Source organism: Streptomyces sp. NPDC047061, assembly GCF_040643955.1.
Taxonomy (GTDB): domain Bacteria; phylum Actinomycetota; class Actinomycetes; order Streptomycetales; family Streptomycetaceae; genus Streptomyces.
Genome location: NZ_JBEYVI010000036.1, coordinates 78,693 through 103,445 on the forward strand (window position 1 = coordinate 78,693; position 24,753 = coordinate 103,445).

Annotated in this window: 24 protein-coding genes and 1 pseudogene; 12 read left to right on the forward strand and 13 right to left on the reverse strand. The window is 70.1% G+C overall.

Translation table 11 applies throughout. The features are described from left to right. Positions 1 to 4: 4 nt before the first annotated feature. The gene (locus tag ABZ887_RS38025; protein WP_361300224.1) at positions 5 to 652 is read right to left on the reverse strand and encodes a Uma2 family endonuclease; all 648 of its coding nucleotides are present in this window, start codon (positions 650 to 652) and stop codon (positions 5 to 7) included. A 262-nt stretch (positions 653 to 914) separates the two neighbouring features. Between ABZ887_RS38025 and ABZ887_RS38030 the strand changes: the two genes are divergently transcribed. The 3 genes from ABZ887_RS38030 to ABZ887_RS38040 all read left to right on the forward strand — a co-directional run bounded on the left by ABZ887_RS38030 (position 915) and on the right by ABZ887_RS38040 (position 3,128). Next, positions 915 to 1,658 carry a PH domain-containing protein gene (locus ABZ887_RS38030; protein ID WP_361300227.1) on the forward strand — a complete coding sequence of 248 codons (744 nt, stop codon included), beginning with the start codon at positions 915 to 917 and terminating at the stop codon, positions 1,656 to 1,658. A 318-nt stretch (positions 1,659 to 1,976) separates the two neighbouring features. Further along, positions 1,977 to 2,324, forward strand: coding sequence for a hypothetical protein (locus tag ABZ887_RS38035; RefSeq protein ID WP_361300230.1), 348 nt, complete (start codon positions 1,977 to 1,979; stop codon positions 2,322 to 2,324). Positions 2,325 to 2,414: 90 nt separating this feature from the next. After that, positions 2,415 to 3,128, forward strand: a complete 714-nt coding sequence (locus ABZ887_RS38040) for a response regulator transcription factor (RefSeq protein ID WP_361300233.1) — start codon at positions 2,415 to 2,417, stop codon at positions 3,126 to 3,128. Here ABZ887_RS38040 and ABZ887_RS38045 read toward each other — a convergent pair. After that, complete coding sequence (locus ABZ887_RS38045; protein ID WP_361300236.1) at positions 3,118 to 4,908, reverse strand: ABC transporter ATP-binding protein; 1,791 nt, start codon at positions 4,906 to 4,908, stop codon at positions 3,118 to 3,120. The genes ABZ887_RS38040 and ABZ887_RS38045 overlap by 11 nt on opposite strands. Before the next feature lie 866 nt (positions 4,909 to 5,774). Beyond that, entirely contained in the window at positions 5,775 to 7,571 is a 1,797-nt protein-coding gene (locus tag ABZ887_RS38050; protein ID WP_361300239.1) for a bifunctional metallophosphatase/5'-nucleotidase, read from the reverse strand. 178 nt (positions 7,572 to 7,749) lie between these two features. On the opposite strand from ABZ887_RS38050, the gene mshD reads away from it, so the two are divergent. After that, positions 7,750 to 8,679 carry a mycothiol synthase gene (mshD, locus tag ABZ887_RS38055; RefSeq protein ID WP_361300242.1) on the forward strand — a complete coding sequence of 310 codons (930 nt, stop codon included), beginning with the start codon at positions 7,750 to 7,752 and terminating at the stop codon, positions 8,677 to 8,679. 35 nt (positions 8,680 to 8,714) lie between these two features. Here the strand turns inward: mshD and ABZ887_RS38060 are convergent, their stop codons facing one another. The 4 genes from ABZ887_RS38060 to ABZ887_RS38075 all read right to left on the reverse strand — a co-directional run bounded on the left by ABZ887_RS38060 (position 8,715) and on the right by ABZ887_RS38075 (position 12,542). After that, entirely contained in the window at positions 8,715 to 10,256 is a 1,542-nt protein-coding gene (locus tag ABZ887_RS38060; protein WP_361300245.1) for an ABC transporter permease, read from the reverse strand. Continuing rightward, positions 10,253 to 11,116, reverse strand: coding sequence for an ABC transporter ATP-binding protein (locus tag ABZ887_RS38065; protein ID WP_361300248.1), 864 nt, complete (start codon positions 11,114 to 11,116; stop codon positions 10,253 to 10,255). The genes ABZ887_RS38060 and ABZ887_RS38065 overlap by 4 nt, the downstream gene beginning before the upstream one ends. A gap of 68 nt (positions 11,117 to 11,184) precedes the next feature. Beyond that, positions 11,185 to 11,994, reverse strand: coding sequence for a zf-HC2 domain-containing protein (locus ABZ887_RS38070; protein WP_361300251.1), 810 nt, complete (start codon positions 11,992 to 11,994; stop codon positions 11,185 to 11,187). Continuing rightward, positions 11,991 to 12,542, reverse strand: coding sequence for an RNA polymerase sigma factor (locus ABZ887_RS38075; protein ID WP_361300254.1), 552 nt, complete (start codon positions 12,540 to 12,542; stop codon positions 11,991 to 11,993). Before ABZ887_RS38075 ends, ABZ887_RS38070 begins: the two co-directional genes overlap by 4 nt. 111 nt (positions 12,543 to 12,653) lie before the next feature. Here ABZ887_RS38075 and ABZ887_RS38080 point away from each other — a divergent pair, with 111 nt between their 5' ends. The 8 genes and pseudogenes from ABZ887_RS38080 (at position 12,654) to ABZ887_RS38115 (ending at position 19,750) form a co-directional block, all read left to right on the forward strand. Further along, positions 12,654 to 13,079, forward strand: a complete 426-nt coding sequence (locus ABZ887_RS38080) for a GntR family transcriptional regulator (protein WP_361300257.1) — start codon at positions 12,654 to 12,656, stop codon at positions 13,077 to 13,079. Then, positions 13,076 to 13,954 (forward strand): ABC transporter ATP-binding protein, encoded by an 879-nt coding sequence (locus ABZ887_RS38085; protein WP_361300260.1) that lies wholly within the window; start codon positions 13,076 to 13,078, stop codon positions 13,952 to 13,954. Before ABZ887_RS38080 ends, ABZ887_RS38085 begins: the two co-directional genes overlap by 4 nt. Beyond that, a complete protein-coding gene (locus ABZ887_RS38090; protein ID WP_361300263.1) occupies positions 13,951 to 14,859 on the forward strand; it encodes an ABC transporter permease in 909 nt (302 codons plus the stop codon). Before ABZ887_RS38085 ends, ABZ887_RS38090 begins: the two co-directional genes overlap by 4 nt. Continuing rightward, complete coding sequence (locus ABZ887_RS38095; protein WP_361300266.1) at positions 14,859 to 15,641, forward strand: hypothetical protein; 783 nt, start codon at positions 14,859 to 14,861, stop codon at positions 15,639 to 15,641. The genes ABZ887_RS38090 and ABZ887_RS38095 overlap by 1 nt, the downstream gene beginning before the upstream one ends. 319 nt (positions 15,642 to 15,960) lie before the next feature. Then, a complete protein-coding gene (locus tag ABZ887_RS38100) occupies positions 15,961 to 18,195 on the forward strand; it encodes an RNA degradosome polyphosphate kinase (protein WP_361300269.1) in 2,235 nt (744 codons plus the stop codon). Next, entirely contained in the window at positions 18,176 to 19,198 is a 1,023-nt protein-coding gene (locus ABZ887_RS38105; RefSeq protein ID WP_361300272.1) for a CHAD domain-containing protein, read from the forward strand. The genes ABZ887_RS38100 and ABZ887_RS38105 overlap by 20 nt, the downstream gene beginning before the upstream one ends. After that, a pseudogene (locus tag ABZ887_RS38110) lies at positions 19,195 to 19,278 on the forward strand (DNA mismatch repair protein MutT); the annotation flags it as partial. The gene ABZ887_RS38105 and the pseudogene ABZ887_RS38110, both read left to right, overlap by 4 nt. A 37-nt stretch (positions 19,279 to 19,315) precedes the next feature. Next, complete coding sequence (locus ABZ887_RS38115) at positions 19,316 to 19,750, forward strand: NUDIX hydrolase (RefSeq protein ID WP_361300275.1); 435 nt, start codon at positions 19,316 to 19,318, stop codon at positions 19,748 to 19,750. Positions 19,751 to 19,805: 55 nt separating this feature from the next. On the opposite strand, the gene ABZ887_RS38120 is transcribed toward ABZ887_RS38115, so the two are convergent. From ABZ887_RS38120 to ABZ887_RS38145, 6 genes are all read right to left on the reverse strand, one after another. Further along, complete coding sequence (locus ABZ887_RS38120; protein ID WP_361300278.1) at positions 19,806 to 20,270, reverse strand: VOC family protein; 465 nt, start codon at positions 20,268 to 20,270, stop codon at positions 19,806 to 19,808. A gap of 345 nt (positions 20,271 to 20,615) precedes the next feature. Continuing rightward, positions 20,616 to 20,942 (reverse strand): DUF1048 domain-containing protein, encoded by a 327-nt coding sequence (locus ABZ887_RS38125; protein WP_361300281.1) that lies wholly within the window; start codon positions 20,940 to 20,942, stop codon positions 20,616 to 20,618. A gap of 1 nt (position 20,943) precedes the next feature. Beyond that, positions 20,944 to 21,300 carry a DUF1048 domain-containing protein gene (locus tag ABZ887_RS38130; protein ID WP_361300284.1) on the reverse strand — a complete coding sequence of 119 codons (357 nt, stop codon included), beginning with the start codon at positions 21,298 to 21,300 and terminating at the stop codon, positions 20,944 to 20,946. Then, positions 21,297 to 21,623 carry a PadR family transcriptional regulator gene (locus ABZ887_RS38135; protein ID WP_361300287.1) on the reverse strand — a complete coding sequence of 109 codons (327 nt, stop codon included), beginning with the start codon at positions 21,621 to 21,623 and terminating at the stop codon, positions 21,297 to 21,299. The genes ABZ887_RS38130 and ABZ887_RS38135 overlap by 4 nt, the downstream gene beginning before the upstream one ends. A gap of 669 nt (positions 21,624 to 22,292) precedes the next feature. After that, positions 22,293 to 23,987: a hypothetical protein gene (locus ABZ887_RS38140; RefSeq protein ID WP_361300290.1), complete on the reverse strand. Its 1,695-nt coding sequence runs from the start codon at positions 23,985 to 23,987 to the stop codon at positions 22,293 to 22,295. 506 nt (positions 23,988 to 24,493) lie between these two features. Next, on the reverse strand, positions 24,494 to 24,685 hold the full coding sequence (locus tag ABZ887_RS38145) for a hypothetical protein (RefSeq protein ID WP_361300293.1): 192 nt from the start codon (positions 24,683 to 24,685) through the stop codon (positions 24,494 to 24,496). Positions 24,686 to 24,753: the final 68 nt, after the last annotated feature.

Consider the following 24,753-nt stretch of genomic DNA (forward strand, 5'->3'; position numbering starts at 1 on the left):
GCACTCACCCCCGCTTGGGGCCCGTGATCGTCTCCCCGATCACGAATCCCTTGGCGGGACCTTCGGGGACGGTGACCTCGGTGCCGTAGGGGACACGGTGGATGTCCTCCCAGTCGGCCTTGTCGGGGCGAGGCCCGGTGAAGAGGGTGACGGCGCCCTGGCCGTCGTAGTCGTCGATGATCACGCACACGGGGATTCCGGCGCGGGCGTACTCGCGGCGCTTGCGGACGCGGTCGCGGTCCTGGTTGCGTTTGCCCGGGGAGACTACTTCGACGACGAGATGGACGGCGGAGGCCTCCACTCCCAGTGCTTCCTCGTCGGCATACTGCTCCAGGTCTTCGGGAGCGACGAATGCGTCTGGAATCCACCCCTGGCGCTTGTGGATGACGTTGGTGTCCTGGTGGCATGCATGCTCGCCGCCGTCCAGGAACTTGTCCAGCGCCCGTCGCAGGCGATTCGTGATCTGGGCGTGGGTCAGACGACCGGTGGGCGACACCTCGATGGCTCCCTCGATGATCTCGGCGCGGTAGCCCTCGGGGAGTTCCATGGCCTTCCATGCCTGCCACAGGACCTCGTCCAGGTCGGGTCCGTTCACGATGTCAGCCGAAGCCTCGGACATGGTCTCGGGCCTCTCATGTGCGAGAGCGGTCAAGGGGACACCTCCTCATCAAGTGTGGGCTGGGCCTGCCTGCGGCACAAGCAACGCGATCACGGTAGGTACGGCGCCATGAGTGACCAGGGGAATCGACTCCAGCTCACCCGTTCGAGCGAAGGCGGAACGGTCCGCCACGGCTCAACTCGATCTGCGTTTTTTCGACGGGACCCGACCGGTCGCCGGCGCCTCAGCAAGCGGTCTTATCCTCTCCTCCAGTCGCGCACCCGTTCGGTGCGCCGGGGGAGGGGTACGGGACGACGTGGACGAGGGTGGAGTCGAGCGGGAGTACCGGAGGCGGCGCAAACCGCCCCTGACGCAGATCCTCCTGCTGGGGGTGATCCTGCTGAACGCGCTCATCCAGACCAGCCGGGCGTCCACCGGCCGCGACGGGGGCGGGTTCCGGTGGGCGCCGCCGTTCATCGTGGCGCTGATGGTCCTGGCCGTCGTGCGGCTCGTACTGGAGCGGTTCCGGGCGTACACCAGGGTCACGGCCGCGGGGATCACCGCGCAGGGTCCGGTGCGTGCGCGGAGCTGGACCTGGTCCGAGGTGTACGACATCCGGGTCGAGCAGGCGCCCCGCGGTTCCGGTCGGACGGCCCCGCAGTGGATCACCTACCTGTACGACTTCCAGGGCCGCCGCTTCCTGCTCCCGCACCTCAACGACTGGCAGCTGGACGACCCCTACGCCGAGGTCGCGGAACTCTGCCTGGCCGCCGCCCCGTACCGCAGCCTCACCTGGGAGCGCCGTCCGGACGTCGAGGAACGGATCCGGCAGGGGGCCATGCGGCGCAGGGCAGGGGTGTGGGGGGTGTACGGCGGGCTCGTGGCCTTCATCGTCATGATCCCGGTCGACTTCTGGCTGGTCCTGACGGAGCGTCCGGACCATCCGCTCGCGCTCTTCGTGTGCGTACCGCTGGTCTCGGGCGCCGTGTTCGCCGCCGTACTCCAGTGGTACTGGAGCGTGCGGCCGCCGCGCGACGGAGTGGTGCAGGGGCCCAACTGAACTCACAGCAAGCGGTCCTACCCTCATCCCTGTCGTGCACCTGATCGGTGTGTCACGTCCGGGGAGGGGGGCCTCGATGGGGGAGGCGACAGGCATGGAGCGGCTGTACCGGAGACGGCGGCGGCTCCCGGGGGCGTTTTTCGGGGCGGCGATCGCGGCGTACGCGGTGCTGTTCCTGAACATCTACACCGATGACGGCGGGGCGCGCCGCTTCGGCTGGCTGATCTTCGGCCTGGGCCTCGCGGGGCCCCTGGTCAAGGTCCCGCTGGACTGCTTCCGGGCGCACACCCGGGTCTCGGCCGCCGGCGTCACCGCGCAGTGGGCCCTGCACGCACGTGGACGTGGCAGGAGGTCTACGACATCCGGGTCGAGCGCGTGCGGAGCGAGAAGGCCGGGTCGATGTACCCGACGTGGATGACCTACCTGTACGACTTCGAGGGCCGCCGCTACCCGCTCCCCCAGCTCACCGACTGGCAGCTGGACGACGTGACCACCGAGGTCGCCGTCCTCCGGCTGGACGCCGCGCAGTACCGCGGCCCGCGCTGGGAGCAGCGCCACGACGTCGAGGAGCGGATCGTGCGGCGGACGGCGCGGCGCAAGGCCCGGATCCAGCAGGCGGTCCTGGGTGTGTTGCTGCTGATCTTCGCGGTCGTGTTCTTCTGGTGACCGGCCGGTTCGGACGGCCGTAGCCCATCCACATCCCTCGCCCAGGCCCGTCACAGCACCTCGTCACACTTTTGTCGGATGGCGAGTCAGATGGCGAGGAAGATTTTGCTGGCCGACGACGACGCGGCCGTGCGGGACGGGATCGGGCGGCTGCTCAGGTTCGAGGGGTACGAGACGGTCCTCGCCGGGGACGGCAGAGTGGCCCTCGATCTGGTCGGGACTCCGGAGAGCGAGCCGGACCTGGTGCTGATGGACGTGGAGATGCCGGGCCTCGACGGTCTGGCGGCCACGCGGCGGATCCGGGCCTCCGGGTCCACCGTGCCGATTCTCATGATCACCGGGCGGAATGCCGTGGGGGACCGGATCGTCGCCCTCGACAACGGCGCCGACGGGTATCTGGCCAAGCCGTTCGCCGCCGAGGAACTCCTCGCCCGGGTGCGGGCGTTGCTGCGGCGCAGTCCGCGCCGGGAGGCGCAGACGGCCCCACCCGGAGACCGGCTCCTGGGTTACGACGACGTGGCGATGGACCTGCGGACCCGGACCGTGCACCGCGGGGACCGGGCCCTCGACCTGACCAAGACCGAGTACGCGCTGCTGGAGTTCCTGCTGCGGTATCCGGGGCGGGTGCTCAGCCGGGAGCGGATCCTGCGGGACGTGTGGGGCTTCGAGTTCGCGCCCGCCTCCAACACGCTGGACGTCTACGTCATGTACCTGCGGCGGAAACTGGAGAGCCGCGGCGAACCGCGGCTCATCCACACCGTGCGCGGGATGGGCTACACGCTCAGGAACGGTGCTACCACCTGAGGATCATCGTCTCGTCGGGGGCCGGTACCGCCGACTCCGCCGCGATCGCCTCCGGGAGCGGGTGGGCCAGGGCGGCGTAGGCGCCGTCGCGGGCCAGGAGTTCGGCGTGGGTGCCCGCCTCCACCAGCCGGCCGTGGTCGACGACCAGGATGCGGTCGGCGTCGGGGGCCAGGGTGAGGTCGTGCGTGATCATGATGGTCGTGCGGCCGGCCATGAGCCTGCGCAGCGGGGCCACCACCTGGCGGGCGGCGATCGCGTCCAGGCCCGCCGTCGGCTCGTCGAGGACGAGGACCGGGGCGGCGCGGAGCATCGCGCGGGCGATGGCGATCCGCTGGAGCTGGCCCCCGGAGAGAGCCGCCGTGCCGGGGGCGATGTGGGTGTCGTAGCCCTCGGGGAGCGCGGCGATGAAGTCGTGGGCGGCGGCGTCCCTGGCCGCCCGCTCGATCTCCTCGTCACTCGCGCCGGGGCGGCCGCACTCGATGTTCTCGCGGACCGTGCCGTTGAGGATCAGCGTCTGCTGCGGGAGCAGGGCGACGTTCTCGCGGAGGAACTCCAGGGGGAGGTCGCCGAGCGGGACGCCGTCCAGGCAGATCACGCCGGCCGAGGGGTCGTAGAAGCGGGTGAGGAGCTTGGAGAGGGTGGACTTGCCGGCGCCGCTCTTGCCGGTGACCAGGACCAGTTCGCCGGGTCCGGCCGCGAAGTCGACGTCCCGGAGGGAGGCGCGCGGCGACTCCGGGTAGCGGAAGGAGACGTTGTGGAAGCTGACCCAGCCGCGGACGGGCCAGGGGCCGACGGGCTCGGCGGGGTCGGTGACGGCGGGCTCGGCGTCCAGGATCTCGCCGATGCGCTCGGCGCCCGCGGTGGCCGCGGTGAGGGTGAGGCCGAGCTGGCCGAGGTTGCGGATCGGCGGGTAGAGGTAGCCGAGGAAGGCCGCGAAGGCGAGGAGCTGGCCGAGGGTCATGCGGTCGGCGGAGATCTCCCAGACGCCCAGGCCGATCACGGCGAGCACGCAGAGGGTCTCGACGACCTCGACGAACTGCGCGTACATCTCGCTGAGCCGGGCCCCGCGCACGCTCGCCCGCATCCACGCGCGCGCCTCGACGTCGAGGCGCTGCTCCTCGTCCCGGCGGCGGTTGTACGCCTGGGTGAGGACGACGTTGCCGAGGGACTCCTCGACCACGGAGGTGATCGCGCCGTCGGCGACCCGCTCGTCCTGGGAGGCCGTCCTGATGCGGCCGGAGAAGCGGCGGGCGGCGAACAGGAACAGGGGCGCGAGGACGAAGGTGGCCAGCGCCAGGTCCCAGCGCAGCCAGAAGGCGGCGGCCGCGTAGAAGACGGCGGAGAAGGCGGCGGCGACGGTGCCGACGACCCCGGAGACGACCATCTGCTCGATGGCCTCGACGTCACCGGTGAGGCGTTCCACCAGGTCGCCCTGGCGGTGCTGCTGGAAGAAGTGCGGGGGCAGGTCCTGGACGTGCCGGAAGACCTTGGCGCGCAGGCGCAGCACGAATCTCTCGGCGGTCCAGGTGGCCAGCGAGTTGCCGAGGTAGCCGACGAACGCGCCCACCGCGGCGACCAGCAGCCAGGCGCCGGCCGGGCCCCAGAAGGCGGAGAGCGAACCGGCCTGCAGGGCGTTGTCGGTGAGGTCGGCGAAGAGCAGGATCGCGGCGGTCTCGGCGAGGGCGGACACCACGACACACGCGATGATCATCCACAGCCACTTGCGGTCGCCGCGGGTCAGCGGCCAGAAGCGGCGGAAGGCCGTACGGGCTTCTCTCATGGTCGGCAACTCCCTTCAGGGGTAGTCGGGGGGGGATCAGGGGGACGGACATGGCCGAGGCGGGGCCACCGGTGCGACCACGCGTAACCGGTGACCCCGCCTCACGGGGTGTGTCAGTGCTGGTCGCCGACGGGGCGCTTCGGCTCCGGCTTCTTCGGCGCGGGCTTCTTCGGGGCCGGGGCCGGCTTGCGGTGCTTCCTGACGGGGACGATCTTGTGGAAGCTCATGGTGTGCTACCTCTCTGCGAAGACTTCTGCGGTGACTTCTGTCGTGGTTCTGCAACAGTTTCTCTACTGCCCCGCTGCAACAACCTGTGAATTGATTTGAATTACGTCTGTAAATTCTTTGTCAGCGCTCGTCGCCGACCGGGCGGCGCTTCGGCTCGGGCTTCTTCGGCGCGGGCTTCTTCGGGGCCGGAGCGGGCTTGCGGTGCTTCTTGACGGGGACGATCTTGTGGAAGCTCATGAAAATTCCCTCCTCAGGGCTGGCGAGTTAGCGGTTGCCCACGGGGCGCTTGGGCTGGGACTTCTTGCAGTCCTTCTTCTTCGGAGCCGGCTTCGGGGCGGGCTTCTCGGCCTTCTTCACCGGGACGATCTTGTGGAAGCTCATGTCCTTCTCCTTCGTTCTGTCGTCCGCGCCGTTCGCTTTCGACATGGAAAACATTACGTGATCCGAGAGCCGGAGAAAGCCATTTTCACTTAGACCTCGATGAATTGCGGGTGAGATGAATTTTCAGGAGCAACCGGGAACCGTTCGCTGCCTCACATAGGTTTTATCCAGCGGATCCAGCAGGTGCAGCAGAAAGGGCCCGGTACGCACGGGGGTGCGTACCGGGCCCTGGGGCGTGCTGCCGCAGGAGCAGGCGGCTACTGCACGATCGCGATCCTGTTGGCGGCCGGCGGCGCGAGCGGGCTCGTGGCCGAGGAGTGGGCCGTCAGGTACTGGGCGAGGGCCGACAGGTCGTCGGTGCCGACGAGGTCGTTCGTGCCCTGGCCGAGGGTGGTGAAGCCGTCGCCGCCGCCCGCGAGGAAGGAGTTGGTGGCGACGCGGTAGGTGGCGGCCGGGTCGACGACCGCGCCGTCGAGGCGGATGGAGTCGGTGACGACACGGTCCGCGCCGGTCTTCGTCAGGTCCAGGGTGTAGGTGAGGTTGGCGGACGGCTGCAGGACCTTCGGCGCGGCCGCGTTCGTCCCGCTCACCTGCTCCTTGAGCACCTGGATCAGCTGCGCGCCGGTGAAGTCCTGGAGGTTCACCGTGTTGGCGAACGGCTGCACGGTGAAGCCCTCGGCGTACGTCACGACGCCGTCGCCCTCACTCCCCTTCGCCGCGTACGTCAGCCCGGCCCGCACCCCGCCCGGGTTCATCAGCGCGAGGTCGGTCCCCGGGTCCAGCTCCCTGCCGTACGCGAACTGGGCGTCGGCGATCAGGTCGCCCATCGGGGACTCGGTGCCGGTGTTGTTCACGTCGGCGGAGATGTAGCCGATGGCGCGGTTGCCGATCGGGGCGGCGAGGGTGTTCCACTTGCTGATCAGCTCGGTCAGGTCGGGCGCCTTGGCGACGTCCCGGGTGACCACGTGGTTCGCGGACTGCACGGCCGTACGCGCGATGTCGCCGGTACGGCGGTCGTAGGTCAGCGTGGTGTCGGTGTAGAGGCGGCCGAAGGAGGCGGCGGAGGTGACCATGCGGGGGTTGCCGGCCGGGTCGTCGACCGTGCACACGTACGCCGTGTGGGTGTGGCCGGTGACCAGCGCGTCCACGGCCGGGGTCACGTTCTTCGCGATGTCGACGATCGGGCCGGAGATGCCGCTGCCGGCGCCCGCGGAGTCGCAGTCGTAGTTGTAGCTGGAGGAGGCCGGGAAGCCGCCCTCGTGGACCAGCGCCACGATCGACTGGACGCCCTGGCGCTGGAGCACCTTGGCGTACTTGTCGATGGTCTCGACCTCGTCCTTGAAGGCCAGGCCCTTGACGCCGTCGGCGGAGACGATGCCGGGCGTGCCCTCCAGGGTGACGCCGATGAAGCCGATCTTGACGTCCTTCTTCTGCCAGACCCAGTAGGGCTTGAGGATCGGCTTGTCCGTCTTCTCGTCGAGGACGTTGGCCGCCAGGTAGGGGAAGTCGGCGCCCTTGAACTTCTTGTTCGTGTAGCAGCCGTCGGTGGGGTGGCAGCCGCCGTTCTGGAGGCGGGCCAGCTCCTTCGCGCCCTCGTCGAACTCGTGGTTGCCGACCGTCGTCACGTCCAGGTCGAGCTTGTTGAGCGCCTCGATGGTCGGCTCGTCGTGGAAGAGGCCGGAGATGAGCGGGGAGGCGCCGACCATGTCGCCGCCGGCGGCGGTGACGGAGTACGGGTGTCCCTTGCGGGCCTCGCGCAGGTGGGTGGCGAGGTACTCGACACCGCCGGCGTCGATGGTCTTCGTCGTCCCGTCGGCCTGGGCCTCGGTGACCCGGCCCGAGGAACCGGACGGCGGCTCCAGGTTGCCGTGCAGGTCGTTGAAGGAGAGCAGCTGGACGTCCTGGTAGCGGCTGGGGTGCTGGTGCCCGTGCCCCTTGCCGGAGTGCGCGTCGGCGGGCAGCGCGCTCGCCAGGGCCGCGACGGTGGCGAGCCCCGCGGCCGACGCGAGCAGCGCGTACGTACGGCGTCTGGACGGTCTGGACTTCGCTTGCATGGCGCCCCCTGTGGGTCTGCTGAGAAGTGGCCCGGTCCGGCGCAGCCTAGGGTCAACGCGCGTAGCACAACAGGGTGTTCATGGTTACATCTTGGTTGCCGATTGCCCTGCCCTTTACCTTTCCCCACCTTTTCCCGGTGTCCCCACTTTGCCGATCAGGCCCCGTACCCTCGTACGCATGACCAGCGACGACACCGCACGGCCGCCCATGTACTCCCGCTCCATCGACACCTTCTCCGCGCTCGCCCCGGATCAGGCCGAGGCCGTACGGGAACTGCTGGCGGAGGCCGCGCGGGCCGACGGCCAGCAGCCGGTGTCCGAGCAGGGCCGCCTCCAGCTCGCCGGCGGCGCCCGGGAGGGCGTCTCCCATCTGCTCCTGTCCGTCGGCGGCGAACTCGTGGGCTACGCCCAGCTGGAGGACACCGACCCGGTGGAGGCGCCGGCCGCGGAACTGGTCGTCCACCCGGCCCACCGGGGCCACGGTCACGGCCGCGCGCTGGGCGCCGCCCTGCTGGCCGCGTCCGGCAAGCGGCTGCGGGTGTGGGCGCACGGCGGCCACTCGGCGGCCCGCCACCTCGCCCAGGTCCTCGGCCTCACCCTGTTCCGCGAACTGCGCCAGATGCGCCGCCCGTTGACGGACCTGGACCTGCCGGACCCGAAGCTGCCCGAGGGCGTCACCGTCCGCACCTTCGTGCCCGGCCGGGACGACGCGGCCTGGCTCGCCGTCAACGCCGCGGCCTTCGCCCACCACCCGGAACAGGGCTCGCTCACCCAGCGCGACCTGGACGACCGCATGGCCCAGCCCTGGTTCGACCCGGCCGGTTTCTTCCTCGCCGAACGCGGCGGCGAACTCCTCGGCTTCCACTGGACGAAGGTCCACGACGCGGAGGGCCTGGGCGAGGTCTACGTCCTCGGCGTCTCTCCCGCCGCCCAGGGCGGCGGCCTCGGCAAGTCCCTCACGACCATCGGCCTGCGGTATCTGGCCGACCGCGGCCTGCCGACGGCGATGCTCTACGTCGACGCCGACAACACGGCGGCGGTGGCGGTGTACGAACGCCTGGGCTTCACGACCCACGAGACGGACCTGATGTACCGGACGGAGACCTGAGGGGGCCTCAGCGGCAGGGACTGTCCCTGCCCGCGTCAGCCGGTCAGGCAGTCGTCCGGGCCCTTCGGCACCCGCACGCCGAGCAGGCGGGCCGCCTCGGCCGTCGTCGTGTGCGGGGAGACCAGCTCCTGCCAGTGGGCCTTCACCCGGGCCGCCACCGTGTCGTGCGGCTCCCGGAACAGCTCCCGTACGACCTCGGTCTGCTGGGCCGAGACGGACATGCTGCCGCCGTCCGGGGTGAGGACCGCGGCCGAGCCGCTGAGGCTGTCGTCGATGCGGAGGTGGCGGAAGGTGTCCTCGGGGGTGGCATCGGAAGCCAGGGCCAGCCACATCGTGGTGACGGCGCGGGCGTCGCACATCTCGACGGAGGCCCGCTCGTTGCCCGCGACCAGGACCCGGGCGACCCCGACCGCGAACTCGGGGACCCGGTTGCCGCCCCACTGGGTGCCGACGGTGACCGTGCCGGGGGTGGAGCTCGTCGGCAGGGTGGCGTCCGTGGTGAGGTCGGTGATCTCCTGGATGCGCTGGCGGACGGTGAGCCGGGTCGTGGCCGCGTCGCCGCCCGCCTCCGACTGGACCCGGTGCACCGCCCCGGCCCAGTCGACCGTCCAGCCCTTCCAGTCCGGGTAGGCGCAGTACCGGGAGCCGCCCCGCTCGACGCACGTCTGGAACTTCGCCGGGTGGTCCGCCTCCGCCTTCCGCGCGGCCTGCAGACCGGCGGAGTCCCCCGGCGTCTGACCGGCCGCGCCGGCCACCGCCGCCGCCAGGGCCACGGCGGCCGCCGCCTTCAGGAGCCGCGCCCTGCCGCCGGCCACCCACATCGCCACGCACACCAGCAGCACCGTGAGCCCCGTCAGGTACAGCGCGTGCCAGCCCGCCGGGCGGCCCAGCAGTTCGCCGGGGACCGGGGTGCCGCCGTTCTCCAGCACCACCGGCCACAGCCAGTCCACGCCGTGCCGGCCCGAGCCGGCGGGCAGCAGGCTGGTGACGAGCCCGATCGCGAGCAGGAAGAACAGCGGGGCCGCCGGGTGGGGCAGGACCCGGGCCAGCAGCACGCCGAGCGCGCCGGCCAGCAGGACGGTCAGCGGGGCCACCGCCAGTTCGAACACCGAGCCGTGGCCGACCGCGCCCGGCCGCAGCGCCGCCCAGGCGAACTGGACGTCGACCACCACGGCCACGCCGACGGCGAAAGGCACGGCGGACAGGGCGTGGGCGAGCGTACGGCGTGCGGGTGGCATCGCCAGCACCCCGAACTGCTCCTCCAGCCCCCGCCGCCGGTTGAGCAGCGCCGCCCGGTGCACGCACACCAGCAGGGCGACGGCGAGCAGTTCCGGTCCGCCCTGGGTGGCGCGGTCCACGTCGTGCAGGACCGGATACGCGTCCATGCCCTCGTCCCGGCCGAACAGGCCGTACCCGACGTAGCCGAGATACAGCAGGCCGAAGACGAGCAGCGGGATCTGGAGGAGCAGCTGGCGGGCCTCGAACACGGCCAGGGCGAAGACGGACGCGGACGCGGTGTCGCGGTCGTGGCCGGCGCGCCCGGCGGCCGCCGGTTTCGTCACGAGCGTCGTCGTCATGCCGCCGCCACCTCGGTCCCCGCCGCTTCCAGGACCAGCAGGTAGCCGTCCTCCAGGGTCGGTTCGAGCAGGTCGGCGCCGGTGGGCGGGTCGCCGACGTTGCGGAAGGCGCCGGTGCCGGTGCGCCAGCTCGCCCGGGCGCCCGGGGCGCGTTCCGTGCTGCTCCAGACGCGTCCGGCCGCGCGGGCCGTCAGCCCGGCCGGCATGCCGTCGAAGCGGACCCGGCCCTCGGCGAGCACGATCACCCGCTTGCAGAGCATCGCCACGTCCTCGGTCTGGTGGGTGGAGAGCAGGACCGTGCGGTCCTCGCCCGCCTCCGCGATCAGCTCCCGGAACCGCATGCGCTGTTCGGGGTCGAGTCCGACCGTCGGCTCGTCCAGGACCAGGAACCGGGGGTCGCCGACGAGCGCGGCGGCCAGCGCGACCCGCTGCCGCATCCCGCCGGACAGCCGCTTGATCCGCCTGCCGCGCACGTCGGCCAGGCCGACCTGGTCGAGGACGCGCCGCACCTCGCGATGGCGGCCGCCGCGGTCGGTGAGCTCCTTGAGGATGGCGACGTAGTCGACGAACTCGAAGGCCGTGAAGTCCGGGTGGAAGGCGGGGGTCTGCGGGAGGTAGCCGAGCGTGCGGCGGACCGCGAGCCGGCCGGCCGGGGTGGCCGGGTCCGCGCCGTGCACCGTGAAGGCGCCGGCGTCCGGCGGTACGGCGGTGGCCAGGACCTTCAACAGGGTGGTCTTTCCGGCGCCGTTGGGCCCGAGCAGGCCCGTGACGCCGTCCGTCAGCGACAGGGTGACGCCGTCGAGCGCCGGGGTGCCGCCGTAGCGCAGGGTGAGGCCGGCGGCGGAGACAGTGGTGTTCAACGTAGGACTCCAGCGATCAGTCGGTCAGGTGATCGGGCGGTCGGGCGGTCAGTACGCCTTGTCAGGGCTTAGTAGGGCTTGGCGTCGAAGCGGTCCCGCACCTGGTGCAGCAGGACCGTCGCCAGCGCGGCGAGGGCGGCGGCCACGGACTGGCCGGCCGTGGTGAAGGCGGCCGGCGTGTGCGCCGGGTGCATCGCCGCCACCGCCATCAGGGCCGTCCACGCCCCGCCGACCAGTCCGGGCCCGAGCAGCGGGCCCAGCCGGACGGAGAGGGCGAGGCCCGCCGCGGTGAGCGCGAGGGCGGGCAGCAGCCAGCCGAAGGCGAGCAGTCCGTAGCCGGGAAGGGCCAGCGCGGCCAGGCAGTTGAGGCCGAGCGAGGCGGTCAGCGCGGCCACCGTGCGGATCATCAGCAGCCGGAAGCCGTGCGTCGGGGCGACCGCGGCGATCTCGTACGTCGGGTCGAGGACCGGCCCGTACGACAGGGCCACCGCGGCGAGCGGGAGCAGCGGGGCGAGGGCCAGGAACAGGGCCGGGGCGTCCACCGCGTGGACCACGAGGACCGTCGCCGCCAGCACGAACGCGACCGACGCCAGCCAGGAGCGGCGCAGCACCGGGGTCGCGGTGAGCAGCCGTGCGGTGGGCTCGGCGACCCCGACCCGGGTCAGCAGCCGTTCGCCCAACCCGGGCCGTGGGGCGTCCAGTTCGGCGTCGAGCCGTTCCCAGCCCGCGTCCAGCGCGACCGGGTCCGACACCGACGCGAGCACCGCACGGCAGTCGGCGCAGGAGCCGACGTGGGTGTCGGCCGACCACAGCAACGGCGGCGCCAGCTCGCCGCGCGCGTACGCCCGCAGATCCTCTTCGGCAACATGCCAGGTCATGCCAACTCCTCCCGCAGCTGCTTGCGCGCCCGCATCGCGCGGGTCTTGACCGTCCCCGGCGGGATGCCGAGCAGGACCGCCGCCTCACGGGTGGTCAGTCCGTCGATCACCGTCGCCTGGAGCACCGCCCGTAGTTCGGGCGACAGCCGGACCAGGGCCCCGGCGAGGTCCCCGTGCTCCACCCCCGCGAGCACGCGTTCCTCCGCCGAGGCCTCGTCCCGGTGCCGCAGCCGGGCCAGCGCCTGCCGCAGCCGGCCGCGGGCCCCGTCGCCGCGCAACACGTCGACCAGCCGCCGCGACCCGATCCGCCACAGCCACCCGGCCGCGTCGGCGTTGTCGGCGTCCGCGTGGTAGTGGGCGGTCCCCCGCCACACCGCGAGGAACGTCTCCTGCACGACGTCGTCCACGACCGACGGATCCGCGCACCGGCCGCGCAGCCGCGCGGTCAGCCACGGCGCGTACCGCCGGTACAGCTCCTCGAAGGCGCGCCGGTCCGCATCCGCCGCGATCGCCCGCAGCAGCTCCCCGTCGCTTCTCGTTCCGCTCACGTCTCCTCATCGCACGAGCCCCGCCGACCGGTTCACGGATCCGGCCTTGACTTTCCGAACAATCTTGCACCACCCTTTCACTACTCAATTAGTGAAAGGGTGGTTGTACGGGTGGTCGAGTACCGCATCGACCGGCGCTCCGGCGTCGCCACCTACGTCCAGATCGTCCAGCAGACCAAACAGGCCCTGCGCCTGGGTCACCTCCGGCCGGGAGACAAGCTGCCCACCGCCCGCGAGGTGGTCGAGGCCACCGCCATCAACCCCAACACGGTCCTGAAGGCGTACCGGGAGCTGGAGCGCGAGGGCCTGGTGGAGGCCCGGCGCGGCCTCGGCACGTTCGTGAAGCGCTCGCTCGGCACCGCCCCGGCCGCCGAGTCCCCCCTGCACGGGGAGCTGGACGACTGGGCCGCCCGGGCCCGGGCGGCCGGCCTGGACCGCGACGACGTGGCCGCACTCTTCACCGCCGTACTCGAAAAGCACTTCGAGACGCACTCCGAGAAGCACCTCGCGAAGCATCCTCAAGGAGAGAGTTCATGACCGACACCGCGATAGCGGCGTCCGCGCTCGGCAAGCGGTTCGGCCGGCGCGGGAGCTGGGCGCTGCGCGACTGCACCTTCCGGCTCCCCGCCGGGCGGGTCTGCGCCGTCGTCGGCCCCAACGGGGCGGGCAAGTCCACGCTCCTCGCCCTCGCCGCCGGTCTGCTGGGCGCCACCGAGGGCGAGCTGACCGTCCTCGGCAGCACCCCGGCCGAGGCCCGCACCCGGATCGGCTACGTCGCCCAGGACAAGCCGCTGTACCCGCAGCTCACGGTCGCCGAGACGCTCCGGATGGGCGCCGACCTCAACCCCGGGCGCTGGGACGCGGCCGCAGCCGAAGGCGTCGTGGCCGGCGGCGACCTGGACCCGGACTCCCGCATCCGCGCCCTCTCCGGCGGGCAGCGCACCCGGGTCGCGCTCGCCCTCGCCCTCGGCAAGCGGCCCGAACTGCTGCTCCTGGACGAGCCGATGGCCGACCTCGACCCGCTCGCCCGGCACGAGCTGATGGGCGTGCTGATGGTGCAGGCCGCCCAGCACGGCACCACCATCGCGATGTCCTCGCACGTGGTCGCCGAGCTGGAGGACTCCTGCGACCACCTGCTGCTGATCGGCGGCGGCCGGGTCCGGCTGGCCGGCGAGATCGACGACCTGCTGGCCGCGCACGCCCGGGTCGCCGCCGAAGCCGGCACCGACCTCGCGCCGCACACCGTCGTGGACTCCCGGACCACCGGCCGGCAGCTCAGCGCCCTGGTCCGCCCCGCCGGCCCGCTGCCCGCCGACTGGCGCACCGGCTCCCCCTCCCTGGAGGAGCTGGTCCTCGCCCACCTCCGCAACCCCGAGGCCCCGGCCCTGACCCCGCTGGAGGCCGCCGTATGACCGCCCTGACCGCACCCGCGCCGGCCGCCCCACGCGCCCACCTCACCCGCTGGCTGCTGCGCCTGCACCGCCCCGCGCTCTGCGTCTGGACGGGCCTGGTCCTGGCCCTCACCGCCCTGCTCCTCCTCTTGCACGGCCCGCTGACCGACGCCGCGGCCGACGCCTGGCGCCAGTACGACGCCTGCACGGACTGGGAGCGGTGCAAGTACAACCAGAACGCGATCCTGCGCTACAAGGACTGGTACAACTACGTCACCCTGGCCCTGGCCGCGGTCCCCTTCCTGGTGGCCGCCTGGGCAGGCGGCGCGTTCGGCAGGGAGCTGGAGTCCGGCACCGCCCGGCTCAGCTGGACGCAGTCCAGCACCCCGGTGCGCTGGTTGACCGTCCGGCTCGCGGTACCGGCCGCGGCCGTCGCCGCCGGGACCGCCCTGCTGGTCTGGCTGCACCACCTGGCCTGGGCCGCGGGCAACGGCCGTATCGACACCGCCAAGCAGTGGTACGACATCCCGACCTTCCACACCAACGGCCCCACCCTCGTCGCCCTGGCCCTGTGCGGCCTGGCCGCGGGCGCGCTGACCGGACTGCTGTCCCGCCGCACCCTGCCCGCCCTCGGCCTCGGCCTGCTCCTGACCGGCGCGGTCTGGACCGCCGCCCAGCTGCTCATGCCCCGCCTGTGGCCGACGAGGACCAGCAGCGGAGAGGCCTACTTCGCCCTCCCCAACAGCTCCTGGACCTGGCGGTCGGGCAAGCTCGCCGACGATGTCCAGTACGGCGACTACCACCCCGCCTCGCACTCCTGGCCGCTCCAGCTGACCACCACCGCCGTGCTCCTCGGCGTGACGGCCCTGCTCACCCTCGGCTGCTTCCTGGCGCTGCGCCGCCTGACCGGAAAGACGACCGCCTGATGACCGCCCTGCCCGCCGCCCCGGCCGCCCCCGCGGCCGCCCACCGCTCGCTGCGTCGGCTGCACCGCCCCGCGCTGCTCGTCTGGGCCGGGTTCCTGCTGGTCATGGTGGGCTGGCTGCTCTGGCTGCACCTCTCGAAGGTGCCGACCGAGCGGACCTGCCCCGGCCTCCACTTCGACAGCGAGAAGTACGCGGCCGACTGCGGATACTCCGCGTTCACCGACGCCAACAACGTCTTCAACTTCCTCGGCGAGGCCCTCACCTACGCCTGTGTCGCCGTCGCCGCCTGGGCGGGCGCCGCGCTGGTCGGGCGCGAGCTGGAGTCCGGCACCGCCAAGCTCGCCTGGACCCAGTCCCTCTCCCCGGCCCGCTGGCTGGCCGGCAAGCTCGTCGCGGCCGCCCTGCCGCTGGCCGCCGGCGGTGGGCTGCTGGCGCTGGTCTTCGACCTGGTGTGGAGCTCCGACAAGGACTGGCTGGTCAGCAACTGGACCTACGACCGCGTCTTCATCCCGCGCGGCCCGCTGCTGCCGGCCCTGCTCCTGCTCGGCCTCGCCGTCGGCGCCCTCGCCGGGATCGCGCTGCAACGTACCCTCCCGGCACTCGGCGCGGCCGCCGCCGTGACGCTCGTGACCAGGCTGTACCTGCGCGAGGCATGGCAGCAGCCGCGCGGCCCGCTGCACGGCTTCTGGACGGTGCATCTCCTCGTCACCGCGATGGTGCTCGCACTGGCCGCCGCGGCCACCGTCGGCGCGTTCTGCATCTTGCGCCGCCGGACCCGCTGAGAGACCGTCGGTCCCGTGTGTACCCCGGACGGGGGAAGGGCGCACGGGGCCGGTGAGAAGGTCGTACGGGATCGTCACTTTCGTGATCCCCAAGGCCTCCTGGGCCTGATCACAGACGTCCGCGAGCCTCCCTCCGCTATCCCATACGCCATGTCTTCGTAACCATTGGTTCAGACGGACTTGCGACGCTCAGCCAATGAAGCCCGCCGTGCCAGAGCCGTCGCCACCTCTTGAGGGGTTCGCGGGAAACGGGGTCGTCCAGCTCCCACCCGCGCGTTCCGACGCGCCTGTCACGGCCCGGGCGCGGAAGAATGGGGTCATGAGTCAGCAGAACGCCCAGGCAGCCGAGGTCCACCACGCCCAGCCCTCCGTGGGCTCCATAGCCGCGCACCGCCCGCACACCGTGGCCGCCGTGGTCTCCGACCTGGAACCCGACATCGACGCCGACCTCGACACGTACGAGGAGTCGCAGGTCGACGGTACCCTGCTGCCGCAGGGACGCTTCCTGGACCGGGAGCGCAGCTGGCTCGCGTTCAACGAGCGGGTGCTGGAGCTCGCCGAGGACCCGGAGACCCCGCTGTTGGAGCGGGCGAACTTCCTGGCGATCTTCGCGAGCAACCTGGACGAGTTCTTCATGGTCCGGGTGGCAGGCCTGAAGCGCCGTATCGCCACCGGTGTGGCCACGCGCTCCGCCTCCGGGCTGCAGCCGCGCGAGGTGCTGGAGATGATCTGGGCCCGCTCCCGCGAGCTGATGGCCCGGCACGCGGCCTGCTACCACGAGGACGTCGCCCCCGCGCTCGCGGAGGAGGGCATCCACCTGGTCCGCTGGGCCGAGCTGACCGAGAAGGAGCAGGCGCGGCTCTTCACGCTCTTCCGGCACCAGATCTTCCCGGTCCTGACCCCGCTGGCGGTCGACCCGGCGCACCCCTTCCCGTACATCTCCGGCCTGTCCATGAACCTGGCCGTGGTCGTCCGCAACCCGGTCAGCGGACACAAGCACTTCGCCCGCGTGAAGGTGCCGCAGTCGCTGTCCCGCTTCCTGGAGAGCTCCCCGGGCCGGTACGTCCCCATCGAGGACGTCATCGCCGCCCACCTGGAGGAGCTGTTCCCGGGCATGGAGGTCGTGGAGCACCACGCCTTCCGGCTCACCCGGAACGAGGACCTGGAGGTCGAGGAGGACGACGCCGAGAACCTGCTCCAGGCCCTGGAGAAGGAGCTCATGCGACGCCGCTTCGGGCCGCCGGTGCGCCTGGAGGTCGAGGAGTCCATCGACCGCGAGGTCCTCGACCTGCTGGTGCGCGAGCTGAAGATCTCCGAGGCGGAGGTCTACCCGCTGCCCGGCCCACTGGACCTGACCGGCCTCTTCCGCATCTCCGGTATCGACCGGCCGGAGCTGAAGTACCGCAAGTTCATCGCGGGCACCCACCGCGACCTCGCCGAGGTCGAGTCGGCGTCCGCGCCCGACATCTTCGCGGCCCTGCGCGAGCGGGACGTGCTGCTGCACCACCCGTACGACAGCTTCTCCACCTCCGTGCAGGCCTTCGTCGAGCAGGCCGCCGAGGACCCCGACGTCCTCGCCATCAAGCAGACCCTGTACCGGACCTCCGGCGACTCCCCGATCGTCAACGCGCTCATCGACGCCGCCGAGGCCGGCAAGCAGGTCCTCGTCCTGGTCGAGATCAAGGCCCGCTTCGACGAGCACGCCAACATCAAGTGGGCGCGCAAGCTGGAAGAGGCCGGCTGCCACGTCGTCTACGGACTGGTCGGCCTGAAGACGCACTGCAAGCTGTCCCTGGTGGTCCGCCAGGAGGGCGAGACGCTCCGCCGCTACAGCCACGTCGGCACCGGCAACTACCACCCGAAGACCGCGCGCCTGTACGAGGACCTCGGCCTGCTCACCGCCGACCCGCAGGTCGGCGCGGACCTGTCCGACCTGTTCAACCGGCTCTCCGGCTACTCCCGCCGGGAGACCTACCGCCGCCTGCTGGTGGCCCCCAAGTCGCTGCGCGACGGACTGATCGCGCGCATCGAGAAGGAAATTCAGCACCACCGGGCAGGCCGGCCCGCGTTCGTCCGCATCAAGGCCAACTCGATGGTCGACGAAGCGATCATCGACGCCCTCTACCGCGCGTCCATGGCCGGGGTACCCGTCGACATCTGGGTGCGCGGCATCTGCGCGATCCGCCCCGGCGTCACGGGCCTCTCGGAGAACGTCAGGGTCCGCTCGATCCTCGGCCGCTTCCTGGAGCACTCCCGGCTCTTCGCCTTCGGCAACGGCGGCGAGCCCGAGGTGTGGATCGGCAGCGCCGACATGATGCACCGCAATCTCGACCGCCGGATAGAAGCGCTGGTCCGGGTCACCGACCCGGCCCACAGAGCCGCACTCAACCGGCTCCTCGAAAACGGCATGTCCGACTCCACCTCCTCCTGGCACCTGGGCCCGGACGGCGAATGGAACCGGCACGCGACCGACGCGGACGGCCAGCCCCTGCGCAACATCCAGGAGATGCTCATAGACGCCCGGAGGCGCCGGCGTGGCACAGCAACACCTTGAACCGACGGACCCCACGGCCCGGGTCGTTACCGGGGAGGCCCTCGCGGGCTACCTGCGCGCCCAGGCCACGGAGTTCCTCCGCGCGCTGCGCCTGCACCGGGAGACCGGGACGGTGAGCGCGACGGAGGAGTCCGTCGACGCGGCCCGCGCCCTGCGCCGCTCGGCCCGGCGCATCAGCGGCAGCCTGCACACCTTCCGCCCGCTGCTCGACGCGGACTGGTCCGAGGAAATCCGCCCCGAACTGGCCTGGCTGTCGGGCACGTTGGGCCTTGAGCACGCCTACGAGGCCCGGCTGGAGCGCCTGTTGCTGGCGCTGCACCGCCTCTCCGGCTCGACGACCCTGCCCAGTCAGGCCACTTCGGAGACTCCGCAGGACCGCGGCAACCTCACCGTCGGCGCGGCCAAGGCGGGCGCGCTGCTGGACCGCCAGCTCACCCTCGCCCGCACCCGGGCCCACTCCACCGCCCTCCAGGCGCTCGGCTCCTCCCGCTTCCACGCGGTCGCCGACAAGGTCGCGGTACTGGCCAGCGAGGTCCCGCTGACGGCCGCGGCGCCCACCGCCGACCTGCGCCCGCCGGCGGCGGCGGCCGAGGAGCGCCTCACCGACGCCATCGCCGCACTCCCGCTGGTCACCGCGGGCCACCCCTACAACGCGGAGGCCCTGGTCCACGGCCTGTCCCCGGACCCCGCCCCGCACCCCCAGGACGGCCCCTGGCACCAGGTCCGCCTCCTGCTGCGCCTGCACCGCTACGCCCGCGAGGTGCTGTGCGGCGAGGGCGCGCCCGTGGACGTACGGCTGTTCGCGGCCGGCCAGGCCCTGAACCGCCACCGTGACGCCTCGGAAGCGGCGGCCGCGGCCGCGTCGGCGGCCCGCACCCCGCGCATCGCCCCCGCGACGGCCTACGCCCTCGGTGTCCTCCACGCCGACCAGCGGCACGAGGTGGAGGCGGCCCGGTTCGCGTTCCAGCAGGCGTGGCAGAAGCAGCGGGTGGAGGCCGTGTGAGCGACACCCCGGTGCTGGCGGCGGGCTGCGTCCTGTGGCGCCGCTCGCCGGTCGACGGCGACCTGGAGATCTGCCTCGTAAGTGATTATTTCGGCGCCACACGGCAACAGGGAAATCATGAGACGTGAGTCTGTGGTCCAGGCGGCGGGCTGCGTACTATGGCGCCTGTCGTCTACGCATCAGCTGGAACTGGCGTTGGTCTACAGGCCTAAATGGGATGACTGGTCCTGGCCCAAAGGCAAGCTCAAGCGGGGCGAGACGCATGAAGAGGCGGCCCGTCGTGAGGTGCTCGAAGAAACAGGTCACACATGCCGTCTAGGGGCTGCACTTCCGACAGCCCTTTACGTCGACCACCAGCACCGATTCAAGGAAGTCCGCTACTGGGCAGCTGAGGCAACCGGCGGCGCCTTCGAACCCAGCGAAGAAGTCAGTGATCTCGTGTGGCTCACGCCAGACGAAGCCGGTGAACGAATCACACGCGAGAGCGACCGAGACCTGATCTCAGTCGCCTTGATGTCCATCGTCACACACGAGGACGGAAAGGGGCTGTGATGGTAATCAGCAGGAATGGCGTTGGGACGGACCGCCGACTGTCAACGAGTAACGGTCAACTCCTGTGGATCAGCTGAAGTCGATCATGTCGCGAGGGCGGCGAGCCTTCGATGAGGCCGAAGGCTGGCCCCGGCTCACGAGCGCACAACGCTGAACTCGTTGCCATCGGGGTCCTGTATCGTGATCCAGTCTCGCGGTCGGCGTGGACCCTCGCCCCGAGTGCGCATAGCCGCTTGACCTCCGCGGCTGCATCGGTGGCGCTCAGGTCGAGATGGACCCGGTTCTTGCCCCACTTGTCCTCCGGCACCAGCTGAAAGAAGATGCGGGGCAGCCTGCCGTCCATGCCAACGAGCAGGACAGTGGGGTCGTCCTCCGGATCGTTGATCCCCAAGGAGCGCAGCCGGGTCAGCTCCTCCTGGTCATACGGCGCGATTTCGTAGTCGTCCAGGGCCTGAGCCCAGAATCGGGCGGCCGACGCCGGATGAGGGCTGTCGAAGACGATGTCCTTGATGGATGCCACAGGACCCCCTTCAGAAACGGGTGTCAGCGAGATGATCCGAGCCGTCCGTGGCGAGTAACTGGCAAGTCCACCCCAGGCTAGTGAACACCCTGATGCTCCAGGACTCCTCAGCGAACCGGAGTGGGCGGACCTCCTCGCCCCGCCGATCGGCGCGGCCTGACCCCGCCGTTCTGGTCCCACGTCCGGCACTACGGTGACGTGAACGTCGACCTGGACACCCGCCTCAACGTCACGGCGGCAACCGTTCCGCGGCCCCGCGCCGCGGACAGCGAGCCCATCCGATCTGCCGTGGAGAACGCACGAACCTGCTCCGTTACCCGCCTGGGGCCGGTGGGGCGGCGGGCGTCACTTCTCGTCCGAGTCGGGTTCCGCGCTGATGGATGCCTGGTAGGCATCCGCGTAGGTGGGGGAGTCCTTGACCAGGTCGTCGCAGAACGCGGCCACGTCGGTGCCGATGAGTTCCAGGACACCCTTGCCTGCGGCGACGCCCTCCTCGAAGAAGTCGACGATCCCGGAAAGCAGGGGCCCGTCGGACAGGCTGATCGGTCCGACCTTGAACAGGTACTTCTGCATCTCCCTGTAGACGATCTGGTAGTCCGGCGGGAGAGTCTTGACCCTGGCCACGTGCGCCCGCCACTGTTTCTTGCCCTCGATGATGTCTTGGATGGTCACGTCAGCCTCCCAGCCGGCTCAGTTTCCTTGCGACGTTCCTGTTCAACTGCTCGCGCCACCGGTCGCGATAGGTTCGAGCCCCTGCTCCACCGGCGAGCGCGGCGCAGAAGCCTTGGATGTCCTCACCGAGCACCTCGTGGACGCTTTGCCCGTCCGCCGCTGCTACTTCGAGCAGCCCCAGGGCGGCGTCGAGGATCGGCATCAGGTTGCGGCCGGTGAAGTCCCCATAGGGGAAGAGGTGGGCCACGATCTGTCCCCACGCCGCCCGGTAGTCGTCCGGCAGGGCCTCGGCCCGGCCTTCGAACGCCTTCCATTCCCTGGTGAGATCGCTGCCTGTGACCTTCTCCCAGAAGTTCATCCCCCACCCTCCTTGAGCCTGTCGATGCGTGATGAGATGTACTGCCATTTCGCCCAGAACTTCGCGAGTTCCTCGCGTCCGGCGTCGTTGAGCGCGTAGAACTTGCGCGGCGGACCGACCCCGGATGGTCGTTTCGTCACCTGGACGAGCCCGTTCCTCTCCAGCCGCAGCAGGATGGTGTACACCGTCCCCTCGATGACGTCGGCGAAGCCGAGCTCGTTGAGCTGGCGGGTGATGGCGTACCCGTAGGTTTCCTCGCTGCCGATGATTTCGAGCACACACCCTTCGAGCGTGCCCTTCAACATCTCCGTCAGGTCGTCCATCGCCGGTGCTCCTCAACCCTGTCAGTACTATGTAGTGCCGAGTACTACTATACGGTATCACCGAGTAGTGGAGGGCGGCACTATCTCCGACAGGTGTCAACCCGGGACCGGTCGGCGAGGACCCGCGCTCCACGACGGCAGCCACTCATCGGCCCGACTGGGCAGCTGCACAACTGGAGCGCGCGCCCGAGCCAAGCGATGGTCCGCAGAGCCTGGTCAGCAGTCCGGACGAAGTGGCGGGGCAGGGGGATCAGCCACCCCAGTCATCAAGGGCAGCCAGAACAGCCGGCCAAGGAGCTGAAGGCGGTCCGGGCTGATCGGGAGGAACTCGCCTGCGCGCAGCGGGTACTCATCCGGCTGAACCCGCAGGCGGAGGTGGACGAGACGTCCGGACCGGCTGCTGGACAGGTCGCGAGCCGGGCGGTGCTGCTGGTGCCGCACCAGAAGAAAGGCATGGCCGAGACAACTCCGCCCAAGGAGTACTCCGAAGGTCTTGAGGTAGGTCGCCCGTTCCGCCGACGAGCCGGCCATAACCCAGGATGTGTGTTGATTGCTCTCGATCAGTGCTGTAGAACCGGCTGACCGAGCGGGACTGGCTACACAAAACCCCACCGAGAGGTTCCCCACCGGGCCCTATGCAACGTCGGGCTTAGACGGCGATTCTTGGCCTTACTCCTGAGCCTTGACCGTCTTGTCCTTGCGCCAAGAGGCCTGCAATAGATCGGGATCGAACGGGGCCTTGTCGCTCCGCTCCTTCGGCACCGGAAGAACTACAACCGAGATGAGAACCTGGAAAATAACCTCCTTTTTCTCATCCAACTCCATCTCCTTCCACTTCGTTCGACTCCAGCCACGTAGAAGATTCCTCTTAGACTCCGTTCGGAGGTGCTCCTGTTGCTCGTCCTGGAGCGCAAGGATATTCCTGTTGAGGCGCGTCAGCACGTCGCGCACATCGCCCCAGTCGACCTCTCCGTTTGCGACAGAGTCCTTGATTTTCATGCGCTGAGAGATCAACCCGCCGAGCTTCCCTTCCCCCCTCCACCGGGCGGTTTGAGGTTTGATTCCCGAAAAGTTCTCGTCCAGATAGGACAAGACCAGATCTTCAAGGAACTTGTCGACCATCGCCACCCGGCGCCCCACACCTTTGCAGCTAGCGTCGCCGCACCGGTAGTAGTCGCCGTATTTGGCGTTCTTCCCGGTAGCCTTGTTGCCATTGAGTTTGGAGTAACACACCTCCCCTAGTTCGTTGATCCGGCCGCACCGCAAAATTCCTGAGAAGAGATACTTTCCGACGCGAGTGTTTTCACCTCTTGCCGCTTCGCCGGTATCAGGATTTTTCATACCACGGTGCAGACGATTCGCGTTCACCCCGGCCATGATCTGTTTCCAGGTCTCATAGCCCACCTGGTCAACCTCGGGGTGGGCATGCTCCCACTTCCCCAGTGTGGGTTCGTCCGAATCAAGATTCCTGATGATTCCCCCATCCAGGATCCGGCCGCCCCACCATGCCGGATTGGTGACAGAACCCTTCACACCTTGCTCGGACCACTTACCGCCCCGTGCGGTGAGGATGGGGTTTCCGTCGCTGTCCTTCTGCTGGTTGATCCAACCCGTGATGTGGCGCCAAGAGCGGCCGTCAGCCCGCTTCTTGACCATCTGGATCAGATAGGGCCACTCAGCGGGATTCTTCATCTCGTTGCTCAGGCGGCCTGCGCGCTTCTCTGCACCAAGCCAACCGAAGCGGCGGGGACCGCCGGGAACGGCTCCTTCCTCGGCGCGGTCCTTGGCACTGCGCGTGGTTCTCTTACGGATCTTGGACACCTCAGCCTCACCAGCTCCGGAAGTCACCAGGCCAGCGATGATCGTTCCGTCGTCATCGACGAGGTTCAGGGGCGTCCTGTCTTCGATGAAGGTCCCCGTGCCGTTCATGAACAGTGCGTCTTGCAGGGCGATGAAGTCGCGGGGCAGCCGCCAGACTCGCTCTCGCTCCACCGCAACACAGCCCTTGAGCGGGATGTCTGTCTCTTCCTCGTAGCCATGAGTGATGTCCTTGAGCATCTGGAGGAAGGCAGGCCGGATGACCTCACGCTTCGCTGCTGTGAGGTTGTTGTCCTCGTAACACACGACGACGGCGCAGTTGTGCAGGGCTGCGTTCCGCGCATTGTTCTTGTGCTGGCGGCCAACCCCGATCGCGTCGCCTTCCAACCGGTCTGCGGAGATGCGCGCCATCGAAGCGATAGGCGTTCTCCCGCCTAGCCACTCCTCGACCGTGCCTCCCTTCTCCAAGTGGGCTTGCAGCTCAGGCGCCACATAGGAGCGGGAGAACGTCTTAGACGGACGTGCCGGGTTCCTGGTGTCGATCACGCGATGCATCGTAGTGCACTGTGATTACCGATGCTATGAAGAATGCTCCCACCCGAAGGGCAGCTCAAGCGCGGCGAGGTCGCGGCCGCCGGCGCCTTGCGCGAGGTGGAGGGAGGAGACAGATTGCACGGCCCGCCCTGCGAGCCCTCCACCGTCCGCCACCATGCCAACGACCGCCCCAAATAGGTGCGTTACTAGGCGGACGGGCGGCGCACTCCGCCCCGAACCATGACGTGGGCAGGATCCTTGGGCTCCGCCCGGCAGAGCTCGATGGCTCCTTACTCAGCCACGGGACGCCGAGTTGGTGGACGAACTGCTGGACTCGCTGCACAACACCCATCAGAGGGAGCGCCCACGCCAGGGGGGCGCACAGCCTTACAGAGGTGCGGCTTTGATGGGGCGTCGGCTGAGACGGCCGTGAGGGGCGCGGAGTTGTAGTCGATATGCGGCTCCGCCGCGTGGCCGCGACAAGCCCCCACCGGCCCTCAGCCACCGAACGCCCGGACTTACCCCCCGGTCACATGCCCCTCCGCATCCGTGCGTGCCAGGCTTCTCGCCCGCCGGGCCGGCCCCCGCCACCCACACGTGCACCTGGCGAAACAGAACCGCCCCTGTTCAACCGTGCCCGCATCGTGTTCCGCCCGCTGCAGGGCCCGCCCGGAACCGTCCTCCTGCGCCACACCGACAACGTTACCCATGCTCGGTAAAGCACTGGTATGCGTGACGGCCCCTCCCACCCCTCGTTAAGCGGAACGACAGGGGGCCC